Below are 22,182 nucleotides of genomic sequence, written 5' to 3'. Positions count from 1 at the left end.
TGTTATGACTCGTAGAATAAGCTCAATTCACACGAAAAAAAGGCTCCTGCCTATAGTCAGGAACCCTTCTTTTCTATGATGAATAAGGTGCTCATTTACATCCATATCGATAGTGCACTATAAAGGAGCAATAAGGACATTATAATATTGAAGGAACGCTCATGCTTATTCAAGAAACGTTGAAACACAGCGCCAAAAATCGCCCAGCTCACTACAGCTAAAAAACCAATACAGGTCAGGAGTAATGAAATCGTAATAAGCTCTATATACGATACATCATAAGGCATTACAAACGTTGAAATGACCGTAATACCATACAAAATGATTTTTAAATTGATAAATTGCAGCAGCAGTCCTGATTTGAAGGAATATCCCTCATTGTGATCATTATCGTCCGTAGAGGATTTGCTCTTTGCAATTTTCACCGCCAGATAGAGCATATACAGACTGCCGAGGACATTCATCCAGATCTTAACCCGTGGCAAAAAATGATACAAAGCAAGATTAAAATAGCAGGCTAACAGCATAATAGCGAAACAGCCTGCTGTTACTCCCAGCAAGAATGGGAATGCTTTTTTCAAACCCAACCGTCTGGCACTGTCTAAAGACATAATATTGTTGGGACCTGGCGTAAAGCTGGTAACAAGTACATAAGAAAGGAACGGAATAAACGGCATGCAACAATCAACTCCCGTATGTTATAATTGAATGAAATGTACGTTTAAGCGCACATTTGTACTTTATGATTGTACAATATGTTCTTTATAAAGCACAATAGGAGTGGAGAATTATGGAGAATATTAATCTGATTTTAAGTAAAAATTTGAAGCATCTAAGAAATGAAAGAAAATTAAGTCTAGATAAATTAGCTGATCTGACGGGGATCAGTAAAACGATGCTCGGTCAGATTGAGCGGGGAGAATCTAATCCCTCGATTACAACCGTATGGAAAATTGCGAACGGCTTAAAAATCTCTTTCACTGCTCTGATTAATGAACCACCTGCAGATGCGGTAGTCGTTCCTAAAAGCAAAGTACAAGTGCTTGAAGAAAATAATCACTATCGGTTGTATCCGTTTTTCCCCTATGAAGGAAGTAGAAATTTTGAGGTTTACACCGTAGAGATTGAAGCAGGCGGGGAACTGAGTTCAGCGCCGCACCGTGAAGGTACAGAAGAATTTATTACGGTATTTGAGGGTGAGATGGTGGTAAAAATTAGCGAAGAAATGTACACGGTTAAAGCTGGGGATTCGATCCGCTTTAAAGCAGACCGCCCACACATTTACTATAATCTAGGAGAAACACTGGTTCGGATGAATATGATTATTTATTACTCTGTATAGTAGTTCAATCTTGAAGACTATAAGTGTTCAAGTCTTTAAATTCAAATGATCCTATTAAAATAAGGAGCCCTTTTAATAGGATCATCGGTACAAAATATTATATGATTTACTTGTATGCTGTTTAGGAGATTTTAATTTGCTTAATTATTCGTGCCGGATTTCCAGCTACAACCGTATTGTCTGGAACATCCTTGGTTACTACTGCTCCTGATGCCACGACGACATTATTACCTATCGTAACACCGGGATTAATAACTGCTCGACCGCCAATCCATACATTGTTGCCAATCTTAACAGGCTTTCCATACTCCGGGCCAGCGATTCGTTCAAACGGATCTATGGGGTGAGTCGCTGTGTAAATATGAACTCCTGGAGCCAGGAAACAATTATCTCCAATACGCACTTCGCAAACATCCAAAATGGTACAGTCAAAGTTGGCGTAGAAATTTTCCCCAACATGAATATTGTATCCGTAGTCACAGCGTATGTTGGGTTCCATACCTATATTTTCACCAGTTGATCCGAAAAGCTCCTTAAGTAACTTTTCACGGTACTCACGATCCGTCTCTGCCGTCTGATTAAAGAGACGTACACATCTTCTCGCATACTCTCTTTCTTGCGTTAATTGAGGATCAGCAGCTACATACAGTTCCCCATCCATCATCTTTTGTTTTTCCGTTTTCATAGTCATGCGACAATCCCCTTTATATTTTAATTTGATTTCTTTTCTTTCACCCCAATAGGTTGGGCTGCACCGGATATCCAACCAGCAACAATAACGCCAACAAGCACTACGATCAAGGCATGCAGAAGTCCAACATGTTCACCTAAAAATCCTAAGCCTGGGGGACCTACTAAAAAGGCAATGTAACCGATCGTGGCTACGGCTCCAACCCGGATAGCTGCACCACGAGGGTCATCTCCGGCAGCAGATAAGCCCACAGGAAAACCAAGTGAGGCTCCAAGCCCCCATAATACGACGCCCAATCCGGCTATGAGGTAATGCTGTCCCCAGATCACTAGAATGATACCGATAGCAGCCAGGACAGCACTTCCTTTCAATACAGGGACACGGCCGTATTTATCCAGTATGAATCCTCCGGTAAAACGTCCAATGGTCATCGCTGCCACAAATAGTCCATACATATAGGAACCTGTTAAAGAATCCACGCCATAACCATCCACCATCGTTAGCGGTAGCCAGTCATTCGCAGACCCTTCTGCAAACGCCATACCTAACACGATGATACCGATCAATAAAATTCGTCTTTCTTTCCATACAGCAAGCTGCGCCTTGAGATTAGATCCAACCTTTTGAGTAGGAACTTCTTTCTCTATACCTGTATCGTGAGGCAGAAAACGATAAAAATAGAAAGTTATCACTGCAATCATGGCAGCCATCGCTCCAAAATGGACCACAACAGGTATGTGTAGTGCCGCTGCTCCAGAACCGATGACTGCACCTACAAGTGTCCCCATACTAAATGAACCGTGAAAAGCCGGCAAAAGCGTTTTTTGCAATTGATTTTCTACCGCAGAACCTTCGACATTCAGAGCTACTTCTGCTGTCCCATAACCACCTCCAAAGATGACTAAACCAGCAAACACGATGCTCGTGAGCGAAAATGCAGTTCCCAACCCTACAATGACAAAACCGCTTACAATCAAAATCGCACTTCCCAGAATGACCGCCCGTCCACCTACACGAGAAATCATATTGCCTGCACTGAGTAGTCCCACTAAAGAACCTGCAGCTAATCCAAAAATAATGATTCCCATTTCGGCAGTCGAGACATGCAAAATATCCCGTATAATGGGCGTTCGAGACACCCAGGAAGCAAAAGCTACACCTGGTAAAGCGAATAATAAAAACAAAATATTACGAATTACCCGAGGATTCATGGATGGTTCTACTGGCATTTACTTATCTCCTTATCACCACTTTTTATTAATCTTTTAATAAGTTATATTATAATTAGTCATTTTATTCGTATCCAAACTATTTGTCAAAAGAGAATTATAGTCATAGATCGTTATTGACCGTCAGTTGTAAACATATAAAAAAGGCCTGAGCAGGTAAAGCATGAGCACTCATCACCTATTCAGACCTTTTAATTAAACTATACGAGCTTTATACTGAATCAACCTTGAATTATCATTTGCGTTCTTGTTCTATTTTCAGTCTGGTTTCTCCCAGCAACCCTCCATCTGCTGACGCTTGAAGCAACAACTCACCAGCCACATAACCGGACTGTACAACAACGAGACACCTTCCTCTGTGTGTTCGTCTCTCATTCCCCTTGAAGGATTCATCGCTGGTGAGATCACCATTGTCTATTCCAAGGATACGACCATCACCCTGTAGTTTAAAGGTTACATCAAAATTCTGGTTAGGTACAATGATCCCGTTTTGGTCTATGACGGTTACTTCTACATGAGATATCTCATGCCCATCAGCAGGTAGCATTACCCGATCAGCCTCCAACTTTAGAGCATAAGGAAGTCCGGCAGTGGTTAATTCATGCTCACAAACCTTATTGTTTCCATTACGACCCACAGCCCGGATTTCGCCCGGTGTATAGGGAAGCTCCCATACGATCAAATGATTAGGATAATCCACTAACTTCCTCTCACCGTATGATTCATCATTCACGATCAATTCCACGCTCTCACAATTGGTGAAGGTAACCAACCGTATCAATTTTCCAGCGTATTCAGGAAATGTCCAGTGATCTTCCATGGCCGGAGATCTCCAGTGCATCGTCCATGTCGGATTAAATTCCGATTTCATATGTTCGTTAAATACGGCTATGTGCACAACAGGCTGATTAGACCATAAACTTTGTTGGAGATAAGATACTGGTTTGCGGAATCCGCAAGTATCAATCAGGCCCGAAGACCACCCTTTGGAGGGATAGCTCGTTTCTCCCAAATAGTCAATTCCACTCCAAACAAATTGACCGATCACATAATCATGATTAGCGACATCAAACCAGGGATTCATAGGCAAATAACCTTTAACCCGGTTATCCTTACCCCGATAGTATGGGAATGTTTCTGTTCCCAGGATTAGCGTATCCGGCATGGCCGCCCTATAGTGCTCATACCACTGTTCCTGATAGTTTAACCCTAGAACATCCACTCGTTGTGCCAGCTGTTTGGTATGCTCCACTTTGGCCTCAATTGAACCCTCACGCAAGCTGATCGGTGTATTATGCGGCTCAAGCGCACATGTAACTGGTCGAGTTGGGTCTTTTTCATGGCAGAAACCTACGAGCTGCTCCAACATTTTGAGCATGGATGGCTGACCTTGATTCTCCACTTCATTCCCAACGCTCCACATGAAAACACTGGGATGGTTCCTGTCCCTGAGCAACATTGCTTCCAGATCTTTTTCCCACCACTCATCATATAAATGCTCATAGAAAGGAGATTTCCATTTGTCAAAAGCCTCATCAACCACCAAGAACCCCATCTGATCACATAAATCTAATAATTCGGGCGCCATCGGGTTATGAGCAAAACGGATCGAGTTACAGCCCATTTCCTTCAGCTTTTGAAGCCTTCTTTTCATGGCTGTATCATGGTAAGCAGCCCCCAGACAGCCTAAATCATGGTGAATGCACACTCCCTTTAGCTTTAAGCTGTCCCCATTCAGAAACAAACCTTTTTGAGTGTCCAGCTTCACTTCTCTTATGCCAAAAGGGGTACAATAACGATCCACCTCTGTATTGTCACAATAAATTGTCGTTTGGGCTTCGTAGAGCACTGGGTTGTCCGGTGACCATAGTTCTGGTTCTAAAACTCGCGTTTTTTGCTCTATTTCCCCCGTTTCACAACTCGAAAGAGTGACTCGGTTTTCAACTTTTCCTTTGATCTGTCCCTGTGGGTCCAGCATTTCAGTCATAATCGTACACTTTACGGCATGCGCGTGATGATTAGTGACCTGGATTCTGGCAGTCACCTTGGCTTCATCTGGCGAAATTTCAGGTGTGGTAATGTAAGTCCCCCATTCGGTTATATGAATATAATCCGTACAAATCAGCCAGACATTACGATAAATACCGGCCCCCGAATACCATCTGTCAGGTGAAAGAATCGTATTGTCCACTTTGACGGCAATCACATTCTCCTCATCCCACCGAATATATGGAGTCAAATCATATTGAAAGCTAACATATCCATAGGGCCGCTTGCCCACAAAATGTCCATTGATCCAAACCTCACTGTTACTGTGAATGCCATCAAATTGTATGTATACGCGCTGTTTTGGAGAGGAGGGCTTCACATTAAAGTGCTTTCTGTACCATCCGACAGACCATCTCGGCAAATAAGCTTGATTGCCACCATACAGCATATGTGGATCAAAGGACTTCTCAATGCTCCAATCATGAGGGACCTGAAGGAGTCGCCAATGCTCATCGTTGTAGTCCATTTTCTCAGCACCTGCGTAATTACCCTCTATAAACTTCCAGTCCGTTTTGAACGGCATAATCACTCTGCTTCCCATCATCTTGCCTCCATTTCATAAAGTGGATGAACGGATATAACAGCAGTGCTGGATGACCATCACAAAAGACGTGTTCTCATTACAATATTTGAAACACCGGGCGATCTTCAATAAAGTGTACCGGGAGCATTGGAAATTGAGCGGAAAGTACATCTGCGAGATACTTCATCCCAGGTGCTTCACTTTCAGCATGTCCCAGCATGATAAGTGCTTTACTTTGACCTTGATAGACGGCATCTTTAACATATTCTGGTGTTTCCCATTCTGGGCCTTCACCGGCAATGACTAAATCTACATTTTCATTTAGAAATAATGGAATGGCTAGATCACCACCTCCCCTGTATCCTACTGAGATTCCCACTCGTTCACATGGCATGGAAACCTCACCAGCCACCCGTACATAACGAATATGTAATTTGGCTTTAATATATTCAGCGATCTCCTGAACTTCCATAACCGGAATAGTCAAAATGGCGGCCGTCGGCTGCTGCTTCACAATGTAGTTGTGCCAGTCAAGCGCCTGAAGTAGCCCAACCATCACTCCATCCGGTTGATAACGATGTATGGCGTCATGAAACCGATAAATGCCTATACCTGCATCGGCAATGAGGCGAGATTTTTGCAAAAAAACAGGATCATGTAGTAAACATTCATGCATCCTCTGATGACTATAAAAGATGCCTTCATGCGTAATGATAAAATTTGCACCTAGAGAAATAGCTTGTTCTATCACATACTGCGAAGCGGAGAAAGCGGTTACAATTCCGTGTACCTCAATATCTATAAATCCTGGTTCCAGCAGATCTACGGTGGTGTTGGGTATGCTTATTCCCTTGGTCAGATGATTCACAACCTGCCCCATAGTCATGGTCATACACGTTCCCTCCTCATGGATAAGGTATATCAATTGTACCATTTTATTTCAATCATAAGTGCTATTCTTTCTAACAAAACAGCCAGTTCCAAAGGAGCCAGCTGTTTTACGAATGGTTCTATTATTTATACAGAACCCCTAAAATGGAGTCGATTCGTTCTTTTGCCCCTTGCCAGGATGTCATGACGGGGAACTCATATTGCTCTCTTGCTCTCAGATTCCATGGATGAGGAATGCAAAGCACCTTTTTCCCCGCCTCTAGCGCAGGCACTAAATTATGAGGACCATCATCAATCAGGAGATCATAGTTAATCAGGTTTTTTCGTTTACATGGGAAAAAGTTCTCAATCGGAATGAATGGCATATGTCTTTGAAGCCAGTTCCATTTCTCTACGACGGTCTTGGGTTCTGCCGCTGTCACAATAATGACATCAAAAGCATTGCAAAGCTTTTCCATTTCTTCTACAACATACTCGTCAAATAGTTCAAGTTCCTCAAACAAACCCGGTCGTCCATAAAATACATCAAGCGTGCTCTTCGGATGACGTAGATGATCAGTGTTCCAATCTAACATTTCTTCATACCGAAGCGGATGAGTGGGAAATTCACTATTGTTATGGTATATGGCTCGTTTGACGAGATGACAGATGGTATCGTCCATATCGACTGCAATGATTGGTTTTCTCATCAGCTTGCCCCTATTCACTCTGGTAAAATTTTTCATAAGAATATCATACTATAATTTAATATCGTGGTGAAGCTTAGGTATTGCTTCCGATAGATCTCACCTTTGTTCAAGATAATCATCCAAGCAGAAAGTTAGGTTTATCTACATAATCTAGGCACACTAAAGAAAAACTAGTTAGGTTATTTTTATCTTAAAAAAAACTAAATTACAAATAAGTATCGAAGGAATACACCTTAATATAAGCAACGAGCACAATAAAATCATAGAAAAATCACACATAAATAAGTAATCTATGTATCTGTATTTCAAAAGCAAAAAAATAGATAAAAAAATCAATTGCATAACAAAAACACAAATGATAGAATAACAAAAAATAACTATCACCAAAAATGAAAGCGTTTTATATTGTGTTTAGCTTACTGCTGTATACATACTTACATACCTACTTCATCTCTATATAGCAGGAAGTTGAATAATATATTTAGGGAGGTAAAAAAATGAAGGTATTGTTAAGAAAAGCATTATTGTCTGGACTCGTCGGTGTGCTTATCATGATTGGTTTGGGGGGATTCTTCTCCAAGGCACAAGCTGCTTCAGGATTTTATGTAAGCGGTACCAAATTGTATGATTCTACAGGCAAGCCGTTTGTTATGAGAGGCGTCAATCATGCTCACAGTTGGTACAAAAACGATCTTTATACAGCTATCCCGGCAATTGCCCAGACAGGTGCTAATACCGTCCGAATTGTCCTTTCTAACGGAAACCAGTACACCAAGGATGACATTAATTCCGTGAAAAATATGATCTCTCTCGTCACGAGTTACAAAATGATTGCTGTGCTTGAAGTTCATGACGCTACGGGCAAAGACGACTACGCGTCTTTGGATGCAGCTGTGAACTACTGGATTAGCATAAAAGATGCTCTGATCGGCAAGGAAGATCGGGTTATCGTAAACATTGCGAACGAATGGTATGGTTCTTGGAATGGAAGTGGTTGGGCTGATGGATACAAGCAAGCGATTCCCAAGTTGAGAAACGCAGGTATCAAAAATACGCTCATCGTTGATTGTGCCGGATGGGGACAATATCCTCAGTCTATCAATGACTTTGGTAAATCTGTATTTGCAGCTGATTCTTTGAAAAATACGGTATTCTCCATCCATATGTATGAGTTCGCGGGTAAAGATGCTCAAACTGTTCGAACCCATATTGATAACGTTCTGAATCAAGGACTTCCGCTGATTATTGGTGAATTTGGCGGTTACCATCAAGGAGCAGATGTCGACGAGACAGAAATCATGAGATACGGACAATCCAAAGGGATAGGCTGGTTAGCCTGGTCCTGGTATGGTAATAGTTCCAACCTTTCCTACCTTGATCTTGTAACAGGACCTAATGGCAATCTGACGGATTGGGGAAAAACTGTAGTTAACGGAAGCAACGGGATCAAACAAACATCAAAAAAAGCCGGTATCTACTAAAAACACATTAAGATAAGAAAATAAAAAAGACTCATGTATTCACTGGCTGATTATTTTATGTAGATTATTCTGGAAAAGAATCACCATATAACCTTCTGGGTTATATGGTGATTTTGATTTCATATACAGGCACAAGGCTAACCGAACCAATATCTACAATACATTCCTTTGTCGCCTCGTTCCAGCCCGCCATAGTCGTATTGCTGTTGAGAACCTTACCCTTTCGAATGGGGGAAACATATACGTACAACCCTTGCTCGATGAGCCGATGTTCAAATGCTTTCAAACCTATTTCCCAAGTCGTATGGTTGCAGAAATTATCATTGATCAGTTCGCCATCCATAAAAGCATAACCGATATCTCCAGTATAATCGATACGCAGCAGAGCCTCCTTGATTCCATGAAACGCATCTGTTTCGAAATCAATAGTAAATTTATCTTTATTTACCCTTTTCAAATTGAAATGGATTTCTTTCTTAGGAGCCTTTAAACGATACGTTTTGAATAATTCACTTTCTGTTATTTCAAGCAGTTCTCCACCGGAAATAGATGTGAATGAGGCGTCAAAATCCGGGAATACACTCAGGGTTACCACTTCTTGGTCCGTTGATTCCAGCCTTAGATCGCCCTCAGATACAAGTACATTGGCATTTGTCAGCATCACTCTGTCGCGGCCTTGCATGTTCACCTTCCAAAATGTAAGACTTTGCTCATCAGTCATCGTGTAGATGGCAACTTTTTGGCCACTTTCAGATACCAAATGGATGAGACTATCCTCCTCTTCAGCAACCTTAATGATCGTGTTCCCATCGAATTGCTCTATCGAACCTTTGTCGATTGTGGCACTGATGATATCTTGTGACTCCATTGCATACGTTCCTTTCATGCCCTCTGGTACAAAGAAAAAATAATATACTTCTCCATCTTCTTCTATCCTTGTTATCAGCTGTGCCGTAGCATATTTAAGCATTATTCCATCTAAATTAAAGTTAAATGGCAATATGGCGAAGCTATCACGTCCTAACGTCAGTTCACCTTGACTAGGAATTACAATCGTTTCCTCGGGCAGCTCAATGCTCACATTAAAATCGCACAGGTCGTCATTTTCGACATGGTCTTGGAAATTATTTAGAAATAGGTACCCCGATCCGGCACTGGATCGCACTGCATATCGTAACGTTTCCACATCATAAGGGTCCATCTGGGACGTATCTCCTGGCAGAATAGTCTTTGTTAGAGAGAATTGTTTTTGGAACGTTGAAAAAAAGTAATGTTGCAGCTTTGTTCTTTGGTATGACTCCCTTACTTGACCGAATTCGCCGATCATGGCGTTGAAATCATAGGATATTTTAGGGGTGGCTAGATCATTTGTGAACGGGTTAACCTGACCTCGAGGATTGGAACCCCCATGATACATATAATATCCGATCAGGTTACAGCCTTCTGCAACCTTCATGACAGTCATCGCTGGAACACTACGGTAGGGAAAGGCGAACCGATATTTATAAAACTGAACCATGCCGCCACCCATTTCACAGCAAGCGTACGGATAGTCTTCAGGGGCATATTGAGGCTCAAAATTGTAGCTCTTTGGAATCTTGTTATTATGCTTGTCTCGGAAAATGTATTCCGGTGTCGCAGGATGCTCGTCCATCCCTTCCAAACGTCCCTCTTCGTAGTAGATCCATGGCCAATAGGCATACCCGCCCCATAATGGCAGCATATCAGGGACAGGAGTTGTGGCTCCTCCCCATCCTGTGCACGTATAGATCGGAGTATCAATCCCCGCTTCCAGAGCTATTTCTTTAAGTTTTAACATATGCGAGTTACCGTCACTTCCGCTGTTTAACCACATATCATTAATTCCTACAGTCCATGCCCACTGGGCAGATGAATGATGATGTTCGTTTTCGATTTGGGTGCCGATAATCGGCCCCCCTTCCTTATATAGCAGCCCTTTAACCTGGGCACCGATTTCGTTATACAATCTTCTCGTATAGAACAGATACCCCTCATCATTAGAACGAACCTCAAATGGTCGACCAAATAACCAATCCGGCATACCGCCGTTTCGAATTTCCCCATGATTGAAGGGTCCGATCCGAATAATGGAGTATACCTGATGTTTGCCGCACAACTCGATGAAACGACGAAGATCCTTGTTCCCACTCCAATTAAAAATACCTTCAACTTCTTCATGTAGGTTCCAAAAAATATAAGTGGCAATGATATTTACGCCGCCCATTTTTATTTTAATGATTTCGTCTTCCCAATAGCGTTCATCATAACGGGCATAATGGAATTCACCACAAATACCGAAAAAGGGCTCTCCGTCCTTCTCCATAAAATAGTTGGTGAATCCGATTTCCTCTCCTTTTGGATTGGTGCCGCCAAGTTTGATATGTCCTTTAACAATATGCTTTTGATCGTCTTTGACTGTAACTCGATAGTTTCTCATGGAGTTCACTCCCCTCACTCGTTAATCTGAATTCAGGATAAATTGATTCCACTTGCGCTGCCAAGCGATATCATTCCAGAATGGATGATGGGGAGCACAGTTAGAGCAGAGGGTCATTCCCCAGAATCCAAGTGCTATTCCTTTTCGCAACACATATTCAGCGATAAATTTACCGACTGGGCCTTCTTCAAATTGGGCATACAGCGGCGTGTAGCCTACATAACCTTCTCCTATGACAATTGGAATGCCGGAATGACGTGTCCATTCATGAATCTCTTCCAATCGGGAGTCGGCCTTCTGCAACATGGCAATTTTATGGTCTCCATACCGATCGTACAAAAATAAATCCCATTGATCGGGATCTACCCAATCATGCAAATAAATAAGCCTCATGCCGACTGGATTGCCTTCCATCCGCCAATTCTGCTCCGGAGGCAGGTTCCACTCTGCAAATGGAGGAGCGTCTTCTCTTAATAGGGATTGCACGAATGGATTGGGGAACGGCGCCAACTCATCATAAAGCGCTGCCGCTTCCATAAGCTCATTGAGTACCCCCTTAATATAAAGGTGAAAATGGGCAACCTGCATATTGCGCGCGACGTAAGCTTTAGGGTAGGCTTCATTTAACGTATAACTGGCGGTCATCATGATATCGGGATGACATTGGCGGAGATATTCTATCGCTTCTTCTACGTAGGGCTGCATGGCTTCAATAAGCGCTGGTACATTCGTTTCGGCTATGCCTTCAGATGTTCCGACGGCGTTTAACTGCCCAAATTCCACTTCGTTATGCAGCTCTGTATAGATAATCTGGTTCCTATAGCCTTCTGCTGTGACGAAACGGATCAACTGATCCATTGATTTTGCAATGGCCATGAATCTCTCCTTAGGAGGAATTGCAGCTAATTCATCTCTAAGCCCAGCATGAGCCAGAAAGCTGGGACTCTGCTGATATTCCCAAGAGGATAACATAATGTAACAGTTATGAGCCTTAGCTTGTTTAAACAGTTCAAGCAAATGAGCATGCCCGTCCAGCACTGCGCCGCCATGACAGTTATACCAACGCGTACGCTGGCCTACTTCCCCAAGGTTAGCAAACTCCAAGGGACCGGGGCGTTTGCCATCCGCTGTAAACAACATGAATGGCATAGCACATATTCGGATCGTATTGTACCCTCTTTCGATCGCTTCCTTAAAACGGGCTTCAAGATCGCTGTAGGGCTCACCTTCCTGTGTCATTGTATACCAGGAGAAGTCCCACATGGTGATCGTCAATTTACGCGGTAACTTTCTCATGAGATTATTCATTTGATTTCCCCTCCCAGTCCCAGTCCATATGGTTCAATGCTCCTTGGTGGTTAGCTTCCAGTTTGAGCACGGATTTAAAATGCAAGATAGCTTCGTCCTGTCGCCCTAATCCAAGCAAACCAAGTGCTTTCATATAAGTACAATGAACCTGATTACGAATATTCAGGTCATCTTCAAAGATGAGAAAGTCGGGTAACGAGACCGCGAAATAATCCATTTTTACGGGTTCAAATAAGTGTCTTTCGGCGTAATCAATGAGCTTGTTGAATCGACGCATGCCTTCCTTCGCATAGCCAAGTTTCTGCCAGGCCAATCCTTGGTAAAATATCATATCCGGCTGCTGATCGTTATAATACATGGCGTTAATAGGTTCCCCCAGTCCTTGAGAGGCCGTGGAAAAGGCCTGCCTTGCCTCATCTGTTAATTTCAATAGCTCATACGCGCAGCCCAAATAATAGTAAATATCGTTATCTTGGGAACCCTCTAGCTTACCTTCGCCAAGATTCTCTGGATACACTAAAGCCTCCCGCAGCCCTTTTACAGCCTGTTCAATCCGTCCAGACCTCAGGTCGGACTTGGCAAGCTCTACCTTGGCAAGCCTATACTGTCCAGTTACCTTCCCCTCTCCTCCTTCCCATGGATGAAATATTCTCCCTGTCAGCAAGGACAAAGCTACCTTATGCTGCTTCATCGTATTGTGAACGGTTACATATTCCAAAAACAGATCATCGCGAAGCTTTATGATTCCCGGATAACTCTCCATTAGGTTCAATCTGTCGTTGGGCCTGATGTTCAGCTTCTTATACAGCTGGTCAAGCTCATAAAGAACACGCGCGTCTGAAGTATTGCACGCAAAGGCCTGCTCTAACGAATGGCGAGCCTTCTCTACTTGGCCTTGTTTGTTAAAATATCCAAGAGCAAGATTACGGTGAACAACGGGGTAAGTATCGTCAATGGAACGAGACGTTTCCCAGCTGGAAATGGCATCCAGATGCCGTTTCTTATCATAGAGTAAATTACCTAAGTAATAATGCGCCTTTCCATCCCCCGGTCTCGTTCGAATTGCAAATTGTAACACATCCAACTCAAACAGACTGTTAGGAAAGCAGTAGTCGGGTACTGCATCTGCGGCCTGAGCGAGAGCATTGTTCACCTGCTCATGCTTGCCGATTTTAGCATAGCAGAAGGCCTGAACGTAATACAGCATAGGGTGTGTCTTCGCCTGCTCTGGAGCTTCTTCCAGCACACATGCTGCATCCTCATAGAGTCCCGCCGCCGCGTAGTCCGATGCTACCGCTATATAATTATGCACATCTCCCCGCATCCATTTTCCCAACTCTTCGAGGACCGTTTTAGCATCATCTCGTAACCCGAGAGCCTCTAAAGATAATGCTTGCTCACGGTAAGCTCCAAAATCGGCGATATCGAGCTTCATCGTTTCCTTGGAGAAGGCTATTGCCGCTTCGTAGCTGCCGAGCTTACGAAGAATAGCCGACTTCAGGTTGCGTGCTTTGTAATTGTGAGCATTGCGGATGATTGAACGCTCCACGAGCTCCAATGCTTCTTCATAGTTCCCTTGTTCTGTCGCAATCTGTGCCAGTGAGAAATACCCGCTGTCTTGCCATGCTGCACTCCATACCGATTTATAAAATGCAGCGAACGCCTCATCTATCCGCTCTTGGTGTTTTAGCGACAAGCCAAGCTGGTAGTAGGCCTCACCGTCATAGGGATTAGAGTTACGCCAGGTTACCCGCGAGATGGCTTTACGAAAGCACTCTTCACTTTCTGAATACAACCCTCTACGAAGAAGTAACGTACCATATGCCACATTTATGCGGCTGTCATTTTTATCTCTTTTCAGGCCCTCAAGATAGTACGCCTCCGGTTCAAAGGTAGCATGACGGTATTGCTCCAAATGTTGTCCTGCTAAATACAATTCTTCGTTCGTTCTTAATTTCTCCGGTTCTGGCAGGGGGGCGGCGGCGGCCGGCATCTGTTCAACTTCCTTTTTCTTCGGCTGGTAGCTAATCAGCTCCCTTCCGGTCGCGTCTTTGACGGTTAAGCATAGTTCATAATCCCCATCCTCAGCCAAAATAACTGTCTTCTGTATAAAGGCCTTATTAGGTGTCAGATCTAAGGTTTCTTTAATATAAACTTTCCGCTGACTACTTAATTCCACAACAGCCTCACGAAATGAGGAAGTTACATAGACTCCAATCTGTGCTGTCCCTTCGCTGCGATTTAATTCCAGATTAACGGCTGCGTCAATTGAAGCGTTTTTGACCATACCAATATGTTTGTAAGGCATAAAATACTGCGAGAACGATTTTTCTTCATACGGCTGAAGCCAAGTAAAATCTGGTTGGTTATCGGTATATACCCCCGTCATCAGCTCGATGTAGGGGCCGTCTTCGTCTGTTAGATTCCTGTCCCATGCTTGGCCGAATTCGCCATTTCCCCATGTCCATTGCTTTTTTCCGGGAGAGATGTGATGGTTGGCCACGTGCAAAAGCCCGGCTTGTTTCATATGGTCGTAACCACCTATGAAATTGTAATCCGATTTATAGGCCATATATGAAGTGGGGACAGGAATATTTTTATATCGGGAGATATCTACGCCTTCAGAATAATCCATTTTATAATAAGTGCCTGTAGCGATCGGGAAACGGGATACATCTCGCTTTCCATGGTCGAACACGGCTGATACGTCTGGAGGAAAAACAGATTGTGTGTGCTCATGTACCGCTACGGCTGGATTGGCCCACCATAGAAACGTTTGAGGCTCGGCAGTCCGGTTGTATAGCTGGGCTCCAACTTTAAGGTATGCTTTATCCGGTTGAAGTGTAAAACCCGCTGTTACTTTCGTGCCGAACATACGATCAATTTCGCTCACCCATATCGTTGCGCTTCCGTCGTCATGTTCTTCCAACTTGTATTCAACGGGTCCATAAGTGTTGGGACGGTGATGCTGCGGCCAGTTGAACTCAATTCCTCCAGATATCCACGGCCCCAATAAGCCCACAAGCGCTGGTTTGATGACCCTGTTATAATATACAAAATCGTAACCGTTGGTCTTGTCGACCGCACGATAAATGCGGCCTCCCAGCTCTGGCATGATCTCAATGCGCAAATATTTATTTTCCAGAAAAACCATTTGGTAATTTTCAAGTTTCTTCTCATCCTCAATTTTATCAATTACCGGATGCGGGTACACTCGACCGGAGCTTCCCTGGTAGACACGTTTCTCCAGAAACATTGGATTTTTGTCAGGTTTGCCAATTCCATACGTGGGGATCTGCACAGTTTCCTCCCACACGCGTGCCCTAGCGTCGAAAATGCTCAATTCCATCACTCCCTCATAGTCGCCCTTATATTCAGAGCTTACAAGTAAGCGACATTACAGACAATTGACAATCCACTGTTTATGATGGATTATATACGTATTTCATCATTAGAGCCGCTTACGGCTGGGAGATGGATAGATTATGAATAAGAAAGCTGATGGATTTGAGGGTGAAAAGTTATATGTCCTTCCACCCTATATGCTGGATAAATTAAATTTGAATCCGCTTACAAAAAATCTATATATTACGGACATAGGCTGCTTCAGCCATGCCCGCCATCATTTTCGTGAAAGAATGCACGGATGTGACTCTCATATATTCATCTACTGTGCCAGTGGAAAAGGTTGGATACGAACAAAGGATGGCCTAACCATTGACATGGCGGAGCGAAGCTTTGCGTACATTCCTAGGGACATGCCGCATGCTTATGGGGCTGACGATGGAGATCCTTGGACGATTTACTGGTTTCATCTTAAAGGGGACCAAGTTGATGACTTTATGGCATTATTTGAGCCTTTTAAAACGTATGTTTCGATGGCCGCCAGTGATGAAGTCAAACTACTGGAGCTATTTCATCAGTGTTACGACCTTTTACTGAACAAGTCATACTCCATTATACATTTAGTCCAAGTATCGCAAACTGTCCGTTATCTGCTGAGTTTTGTTGTATCCGTTGCATTTCGCAAGGAAGACAGTACGTACCAGAGTCATGTGGATAAAGCAACACGCTATATGAGTGAACAATTGGAATCCACCGTTTCGCTTGAGGAGCTTAGTCGGCATGTTCAGGTATCCAAGCAGCATCTGAACTTGATATTCAAGCAATCCACCGGCTACTCTCCTGTCGATTACTATTTAAGAATGAAGATACAGAGGGCCAGTCAGCTTTTGGATTTAACGAATGCTTCTATTAAAGAAATTAGCATACAACTCGGTTTTAGGGACCCTTACTACTTTTCCAGGCTATTCAAAAAAATAATGGGCTGCTCTCCTTTGGAATACCGAAGTAATTTGAAGGGTTGATCTATGTTCATCAGGAGCGTTCAAATTTGCTTCTATCGGGCTGCCGCAAGGTCACAGATCATTTACGAATCGGGGGTGCAAGGTCTATACTTAAGGTTAAAAAAGGAAGTTTTGTATGCTCCTCACGTTGAATCGTAGACTAAATGCAGCTATGCCGCTAATTACACCAATCAGCATTCTAATTGGCGTCCTAATCGGTACGCCGTTGTCAGAATATACTGAACTCTCTCCCTGGCTGTTTGCATTCATGACCTTCGCGGGCAGCATCAGTATGGGGTTTAAGGATTTTGTCCATGTGATAAAGCATCCTGGTCCGCTGATCGCCTGTCTGTTTATTCTTCATCTGGCCATGCCGCTTCTTGCCATGATGCTGGGGCATCTGGCCTTCAATGATGATCCTTATACGATCACTGGACTTATTCTTGGTGCGGCTATCCCTACGGGCATTTCCAGCTTCGTGTGGGTCAACATCTATAAAGGCAATACGGCGCTGACATTGGCGATCATTTTAATTGATACGATTTTGGCCCCATTTGCCGTTCCGGGCATCATGTCCCTGCTGATCGGAGCGGATGTGCAGCTCGATACCTGGGCGATGATGCAGAGCCTATTCTGGATGATTGTCGTTCCTTCGCTAATCGGCATGGTGTTGAACGAATGGACTAAAGGGAAGATCAAGCAGGTATGGGGACCTCGGCTGGGCCCGTTCTCCAAGCTGGCTATGGCTCTTGTCGTAATGATTAACGGATCTGTCATCGCGCCTTATCTGGTCGATTTCAATCTCAAGCTTGTCGGAGTATGCCTATCCATAGTCGTCCTTGCTTCCACTGGATATGCAATCGGCTATCTGATATCAGGACTGATGCGGTGGAATAATGCAGACCGTACGGCGCTTGTCTTTAACGGCGGCATGCGCAATATTAGCGCAGGAGCCGTGCTTGCCATCACCTATTTCCCGGCCCCGGTAGCACTGCCTGTTGTGCTCGGGATGATTTTCCAGCAATCCACGGCATCTCTGGTCGGATTTCTGCTGAGTCGTCGCGACCGCGGCAATGCCAAGGAAAAGCGCAATACGGCCTCTGTTTCTTAATTAAAGGAGTAGCGGCGGTTCCAGATGATAAAACTCCTCCTTATGAGGAGGAGTTTCGGAAGGGCGTTTCTATGCGTACATGGTTGGAAGCCTAACTTAAATATGCATGCGCAATCATTTAAATGGTTACTTTCCAATTATAACATTTCTATTGAATCGTGTAGGGTAATAAACTAAGTCCCTGTAAAGAGCCTTTCGTGGCACAACGTTTAAGCCACATATTACCCTAAGGAAACTAAGAAGGATATACACAGGTCGCAAAGTCTAAAACAGCTTTTGCGTAAGATTTTGAAATTGTGACTTCACTCCATCTTTCTGAAGTTCTGATTGAAGAACCTGATTAAAGGTTTGAAGTGCACGCTGGAATTTATTTTCACCAAATTCCGTAATCCGAGTATACACACCTCGCCGATCATCCTCGCATGTATGTCTTTGTAAAGCCCCGCAGTTTTTGGCTTCCATTCTCACTACGAGTCTCGATGTCGCACTTTGACTTAATCCCACCAATTCTTGAAGTTGCTGCAGTCGCAATTTTTTTTCCTCGGAATGGGATATAAAACCCAAAACATAAAACTCCTTCAAGGATAAATCATAATTTTGTAGTAGAGCTTGTTCTAACTTATCATTTAAAGTGGAATGGATGTGAGACAAAGACAACCATACATCCAAAAGTTCGTTTTCATGTTGCAAGTTTAGACCACACCATTCTATATTGAAGTATCTCCACTTAGTTTAACCTATTGTATCAAGCTTAAATGGAATGGTCAAAATCCATACAATATTTTAAATATTACAATCCGTCACCACCGAACCAGTATGCAAATGCAGCATAATGATTCTCGTTTCAGAGCGTCCACTTATTGACAGTAGTCCACCTTAACTATCGTCCACGGATATTACATGGTTTATATGTGTTATTGGTCGTATGGTTGGGTTCACTCGAAATTGGTATGTACTACAAAACCAGCATCTTCTAAATAAGGTATCCTAAGTCCGCTTAACCCTAGGAACATATCATCAAGTGGTTAGGTGAAATTATTTTACATAATTTTCTACATTGGCAAAGTAAAGATTACTTCAAGTGGATCTTTACCTTCGAAAAAATCTTCATACAATTTTCTGACTTCCATCGAATCTAATTCTTCTCCTTGCATGTTGATTAACCTATCCAACTCTTCTAAAATACTTACTTCCTTTGATGACAACACCTTTGACTTAATAAGCGTGTCTTTCATATTAGGAAGTAACCCTCTTGGCCAGCAATCTTCATACACACCTCTGTATGAATCATATAAGAAAGTGATCTGACTTATTCCCGCATATTTCCGAACGTGTGGATGCACTAATAATAAAAATTGAGCGACGATTTCAGAACGCTGGCTTATATAATAGGCCTCTTGTACCTCCTTCATTAAGTAAGATTTGGCTTCTACAGAATTAGCAAGATAATTGACGTACATTCTTGAGAAAACATTTATTAAGTGTTCTTTCTCTAAATTCTCCTCCAACTTCTTAATTATTTCTTTTTCACTAATCCCCGCTTGAATAAATCCTATTAAACAAGCTGACATCCCTTTCGCATTAACAGCTTTTTCAGCTATACATAATATATATTTATCAAAAATTTCATTGAGGTAGTTTTCACTAAATGTGTAAATGTCTAAACATTCAATGATCGTTTCTATTAGTAAAGCTTGATCATACTTATCTTCTATATGTGGGAGAAGGCCTATCATATGTTCAACAAATTCTTTTCCATAATACTCTAGCAAGCTAGGATTATATTTTATATTTTCTAATAGAGCAAAAAACGTTTGATATTCTTTTGTATCATTATTTTGTGTTAGATATTTGAACAGCTCATTAATATATTTAACTTTCTCGTCCACCAGACTTTCTCCCCTTCTATTGTTAGTGTTACTTAATTTAACTTTTTACACGACTTTATATCAAGTTAATGGAAATAAAAAAAATTTAACCATATAAAACCCTGCGCCATTGTACTACATGCCACTCAATTCCTTTGGGAGTTTGCCTATAAATAATTCGCATTACACCTTTGTTTCCATATTCATCTTGTATATATACATAATTCCACCCTTTGTAATTCTGCCCATTGCGCCTATTATCAAGAACATGATCGTTTAATGCCTCTAAACGCGCTCTAGCACTTTCGTCACCCCGAGCTTGCGGAAAATCATATGCCAACTGTTATCGATTGAAATAAACCTCTTAAGAATGCCCGTATAGTACATCAAGCAAAGTGCATAACTTCACCAAACAATCAGGATTGTTTTCGATTTGAAGTGTGTACCTTCTTGATTTCTTTTGCCACCACGGTCGATAACACAAGTACAGGTGAGCCTCGTCCATACCTAATTCCAGTGGTAAACATACTCTTAATGGCGAATAACGAGCTTAATATCAAACCAATCCCGAAAGGACAGGGCTAGTTGATTGTAGAAGTTCACTGCCACTCCACGATATTCAATAGCAAATTTGTCTATTGAAATTTGTACGTCATTCATGCGTTCCCCCACAGGCAAAACTTTTGATGGATTTTCCGCTCGTTTATAGAAAGGTGGGAGTTAGCGGCTAGCCTTACCACATGACCTACTCTTTATGTAAACTGGTCGTCACCAGATTTCCTTCTTCGGAGTAACAATTGCGATAATTGTACCGTTCTGTTGCTGACAAAATCAAAAATGTATTCGTTTTAGCCGCCTCTACTTTCATTGTCGCACGATTTATCCTAAATGATGCGCGTTGTTACCTTCTCATCTTCCATATCGGGGCGGCGTATTGTACGGTTGCGATGAATTTTGGTAAAACCGCGAGAAAACGAAGGTAACAAAAAGACAGGTGAATTATGGTATTATCTGACCATAATCAACTTGTTCAATGTAAACGGAATAGCGTTATTTAGGTTATAAAATTAAAGCATTTTGATGTGCGTACAAACATAATGGAGAAATCTTTATACAAGTATTACATTGGTTATATGTTTTATGTGTTCTTGAATGAATAGATGACTTACTTGGCAGTGGGTGGGGTCTTTTTGAGAAGCCGCCGCCTGTATGTTTGTATTGTTCAGCATATAGCGGCGGATATAAAGAAACCACAACACGGGCGAATAGCCCGTGTTGTGGAGTTGTTAATAGTGTTTTTCATGAATTTACACAAAGCAATTAAATCTTTAACTTTTAAAAAATTTGAGATATTTAGTATTCTTTGGACTTCCAAAACATCTACCTTCTGATTTCCTATTGGCGATGATGAAAAATTCTTTCGCTGTTTCTAAATCACCTAGTTCGAAAGCAACTTTTCCAGAGATAAATTCCTTATCACCCGAATCTATGCGATCAAATCCAGTTAAAAATATTTTATCTGCCCACACCTTTGCTTTCTTAAGATCATTTATAATTAAACAAGTAGCAACGACATCCTTTACCAGATGATAGCTTTCTTCACAATATATACCCTTTGGGTCGGGTATTAAATTCCAAGCCTCTTCTAACAACAAAATAGAATCTTCATGATTACCATTATTAAATTGTTCATCACTTTTATTCACAAGACTTTCAAACTTTTCTTTGATAGGTGATTGCAAAGTAGCCATATTTATCCTCCTCAAATCATATCTTTAATCAATTCAAAATACTTATCATCTTCACTAAAAAAAATTTTATATCCTTCTAACATGTAAGTTCTTAATAGGTAGTCCTTAGCTTTATCAAGCTCCCCACACTCGAACAAACTCTCTCCAAGTCTCAGTAAAATAAATGGATTTGAAATCCCATCTGGACAGTTTAAAGCATTATAAAAATTATTTCTTGCCATTTCATAACTATTGTTATGAAAATAAGTGTCGCCTAACGCTGTATAAATCCATGTACTTGTTTCCCAGTTGTTCTTCGGTAACGGAACCAATTCCAGAGCGGCTGTATAGCTCTCAATAGCCTTAATAATTTGTCCTTTTTCAGTTAAAGCATTTCCCTCTTTACACAGTTGTAAAATTTGCTCATATACTTGATCATCTAGTTCCAATATCAGTTCCTCCAAAT

Annotated in this window: 18 protein-coding genes; 4 read left to right on the top strand and 14 right to left on the bottom strand. The window is 42.1% G+C overall.

Annotated features, from left to right (window positions below):
* Positions 1-95: 95 nt before the first annotated feature.
* On the bottom strand, positions 96-677 hold the full coding sequence (locus WA407_RS18065) for a LysE family transporter (protein ID WP_336077951.1): 582 nt from the start codon (positions 675-677) through the stop codon (positions 96-98).
* A 113-nt stretch (positions 678-790) separates the two neighbouring features.
* On the opposite strand from WA407_RS18065, the gene WA407_RS18060 reads away from it, so the two are divergent.
* A complete protein-coding gene (locus tag WA407_RS18060) occupies positions 791-1,342 on the top strand; it encodes a helix-turn-helix domain-containing protein (RefSeq protein WP_336077950.1) in 552 nt (183 codons plus the stop codon).
* Positions 1,343-1,463: 121 nt separating this feature from the next.
* On the opposite strand, the gene WA407_RS18055 is transcribed toward WA407_RS18060, so the two are convergent.
* From WA407_RS18055 to WA407_RS18035, 5 genes are all read right to left on the bottom strand, one after another.
* Positions 1,464-2,033 carry a sugar O-acetyltransferase gene (locus WA407_RS18055; protein ID WP_165178915.1) on the bottom strand — a complete coding sequence of 190 codons (570 nt, stop codon included), beginning with the start codon at positions 2,031-2,033 and terminating at the stop codon, positions 1,464-1,466.
* Positions 2,034-2,053: 20 nt separating this feature from the next.
* A complete protein-coding gene (locus WA407_RS18050) occupies positions 2,054-3,262 on the bottom strand; it encodes an MFS transporter (RefSeq protein WP_442952042.1) in 1,209 nt (402 codons plus the stop codon).
* Between the two features lie 235 nt (positions 3,263-3,497).
* Positions 3,498-5,852, bottom strand: coding sequence for a glycoside hydrolase family 2 TIM barrel-domain containing protein (locus WA407_RS18045; RefSeq protein WP_336077948.1), 2,355 nt, complete (start codon positions 5,850-5,852; stop codon positions 3,498-3,500).
* Between the two features lie 79 nt (positions 5,853-5,931).
* Positions 5,932-6,726, bottom strand: coding sequence for a Nif3-like dinuclear metal center hexameric protein (locus WA407_RS18040; protein WP_336077947.1), 795 nt, complete (start codon positions 6,724-6,726; stop codon positions 5,932-5,934).
* Positions 6,727-6,847: 121 nt separating this feature from the next.
* On the bottom strand, positions 6,848-7,414 hold the full coding sequence (locus tag WA407_RS18035) for a 5' nucleotidase, NT5C type (RefSeq protein ID WP_069291023.1): 567 nt from the start codon (positions 7,412-7,414) through the stop codon (positions 6,848-6,850).
* Between the two features lie 497 nt (positions 7,415-7,911).
* Here WA407_RS18035 and WA407_RS18030 point away from each other — a divergent pair, with 497 nt between their 5' ends.
* Positions 7,912-8,895: a glycoside hydrolase family 5 protein gene (locus WA407_RS18030; RefSeq protein ID WP_336077945.1), complete on the top strand. Its 984-nt coding sequence runs from the start codon at positions 7,912-7,914 to the stop codon at positions 8,893-8,895.
* A gap of 100 nt (positions 8,896-8,995) precedes the next feature.
* On the opposite strand, the gene WA407_RS18025 is transcribed toward WA407_RS18030, so the two are convergent.
* The 3 genes from WA407_RS18025 to WA407_RS18015 are packed head-to-tail and all read right to left on the bottom strand — an operon-like array spanning position 8,996 to position 16,010.
* Positions 8,996-11,353, bottom strand: a complete 2,358-nt coding sequence (locus WA407_RS18025) for a beta-galactosidase (RefSeq protein ID WP_336077944.1) — start codon at positions 11,351-11,353, stop codon at positions 8,996-8,998.
* A 21-nt stretch (positions 11,354-11,374) separates the two neighbouring features.
* Positions 11,375-12,661, bottom strand: coding sequence for a cellulase-like family protein (locus tag WA407_RS18020; RefSeq protein ID WP_336077943.1), 1,287 nt, complete (start codon positions 12,659-12,661; stop codon positions 11,375-11,377).
* Entirely contained in the window at positions 12,654-16,010 is a 3,357-nt protein-coding gene (locus WA407_RS18015) for a DUF5107 domain-containing protein (protein WP_336077942.1), read from the bottom strand. Before WA407_RS18015 ends, WA407_RS18020 begins: the two co-directional genes overlap by 8 nt.
* A 136-nt stretch (positions 16,011-16,146) precedes the next feature.
* Between WA407_RS18015 and WA407_RS18010 the strand changes: the two genes are divergently transcribed.
* A complete protein-coding gene (locus WA407_RS18010; RefSeq protein WP_336077941.1) occupies positions 16,147-17,028 on the top strand; it encodes an AraC family transcriptional regulator in 882 nt (293 codons plus the stop codon).
* 115 nt (positions 17,029-17,143) lie between these two features.
* The gene (locus WA407_RS18005; RefSeq protein WP_307352252.1) at positions 17,144-18,118 is read left to right on the top strand and encodes a bile acid:sodium symporter family protein; all 975 of its coding nucleotides are present in this window, start codon (positions 17,144-17,146) and stop codon (positions 18,116-18,118) included.
* Positions 18,119-18,382: 264 nt separating this feature from the next.
* Here the strand turns inward: WA407_RS18005 and WA407_RS18000 are convergent, their stop codons facing one another.
* From WA407_RS18000 to WA407_RS17980, 5 genes are all read right to left on the bottom strand, one after another.
* A complete protein-coding gene (locus WA407_RS18000; protein ID WP_061831105.1) occupies positions 18,383-18,808 on the bottom strand; it encodes a MarR family winged helix-turn-helix transcriptional regulator in 426 nt (141 codons plus the stop codon).
* Positions 18,809-19,170: 362 nt separating this feature from the next.
* Positions 19,171-20,007: a hypothetical protein gene (locus WA407_RS17995; protein WP_336077940.1), complete on the bottom strand. Its 837-nt coding sequence runs from the start codon at positions 20,005-20,007 to the stop codon at positions 19,171-19,173.
* A 510-nt stretch (positions 20,008-20,517) separates the two neighbouring features.
* The gene (locus WA407_RS17990) at positions 20,518-20,646 is read right to left on the bottom strand and encodes a hypothetical protein (protein WP_322161575.1); all 129 of its coding nucleotides are present in this window, start codon (positions 20,644-20,646) and stop codon (positions 20,518-20,520) included.
* Between the two features lie 668 nt (positions 20,647-21,314).
* Positions 21,315-21,737: a hypothetical protein gene (locus tag WA407_RS17985; RefSeq protein ID WP_322161576.1), complete on the bottom strand. Its 423-nt coding sequence runs from the start codon at positions 21,735-21,737 to the stop codon at positions 21,315-21,317.
* Positions 21,738-21,748: 11 nt separating this feature from the next.
* On the bottom strand, positions 21,749-22,165 hold the full coding sequence (locus WA407_RS17980) for a hypothetical protein (protein ID WP_322161578.1): 417 nt from the start codon (positions 22,163-22,165) through the stop codon (positions 21,749-21,751).
* Positions 22,166-22,182 lie beyond the last annotated feature (17 nt).

Origin of the sequence: Paenibacillus sp. 203, assembly GCF_037027525.1 — a bacterium.
GTDB lineage: Bacteria > Bacillota > Bacilli > Paenibacillales > Paenibacillaceae > Paenibacillus > Paenibacillus polymyxa_B.
Note: the sequence above shows the minus strand (reverse complement) of the source record. Positions and strands in the feature narration are given on the sequence as shown.

What these genes read in the sequence shown, in the direction of transcription:
- WA407_RS18065 (WP_336077951.1), bottom strand. Translation starts at nt 677, where the DNA reads ATGCCGTTTATTCCGTTCCTTTCTTATGTACTTGTTACCAGCTTTACG.
- WA407_RS18060 (WP_336077950.1), top strand. Translation starts at nt 791, where the DNA reads ATGGAGAATATTAATCTGATTTTAAGTAAAAATTTGAAGCATCTAAGA.
- WA407_RS18055 (WP_165178915.1), bottom strand. Translation starts at nt 2,033, where the DNA reads ATGACTATGAAAACGGAAAAACAAAAGATGATGGATGGGGAACTGTAT.
- WA407_RS18050 (WP_442952042.1), bottom strand. Translation starts at nt 3,262, where the DNA reads ATGCCAGTAGAACCATCCATGAATCCTCGGGTAATTCGTAATATTTTG.
- WA407_RS18045 (WP_336077948.1), bottom strand. Translation starts at nt 5,852, where the DNA reads ATGGGAAGCAGAGTGATTATGCCGTTCAAAACGGACTGGAAGTTTATA.
- WA407_RS18040 (WP_336077947.1), bottom strand. Translation starts at nt 6,726, where the DNA reads ATGACCATGACTATGGGGCAGGTTGTGAATCATCTGACCAAGGGAATA.
- WA407_RS18035 (WP_069291023.1), bottom strand. Translation starts at nt 7,414, where the DNA reads ATGAGAAAACCAATCATTGCAGTCGATATGGACGATACCATCTGTCAT.
- WA407_RS18030 (WP_336077945.1), top strand. Translation starts at nt 7,912, where the DNA reads ATGAAGGTATTGTTAAGAAAAGCATTATTGTCTGGACTCGTCGGTGTG.
- WA407_RS18025 (WP_336077944.1), bottom strand. Translation starts at nt 11,353, where the DNA reads ATGAGAAACTATCGAGTTACAGTCAAAGACGATCAAAAGCATATTGTT.
- WA407_RS18020 (WP_336077943.1), bottom strand. Translation starts at nt 12,661, where the DNA reads ATGAATAATCTCATGAGAAAGTTACCGCGTAAATTGACGATCACCATG.
- WA407_RS18015 (WP_336077942.1), bottom strand. Translation starts at nt 16,010, where the DNA reads ATGGAATTGAGCATTTTCGACGCTAGGGCACGCGTGTGGGAGGAAACT.
- WA407_RS18010 (WP_336077941.1), top strand. Translation starts at nt 16,147, where the DNA reads ATGAATAAGAAAGCTGATGGATTTGAGGGTGAAAAGTTATATGTCCTT.
- WA407_RS18005 (WP_307352252.1), top strand. Translation starts at nt 17,144, where the DNA reads ATGCTCCTCACGTTGAATCGTAGACTAAATGCAGCTATGCCGCTAATT.
- WA407_RS17990 (WP_322161575.1), bottom strand. Translation starts at nt 20,646, where the DNA reads ATGAATGACGTACAAATTTCAATAGACAAATTTGCTATTGAATATCGT.
- WA407_RS17985 (WP_322161576.1), bottom strand. Translation starts at nt 21,737, where the DNA reads ATGGCTACTTTGCAATCACCTATCAAAGAAAAGTTTGAAAGTCTTGTG.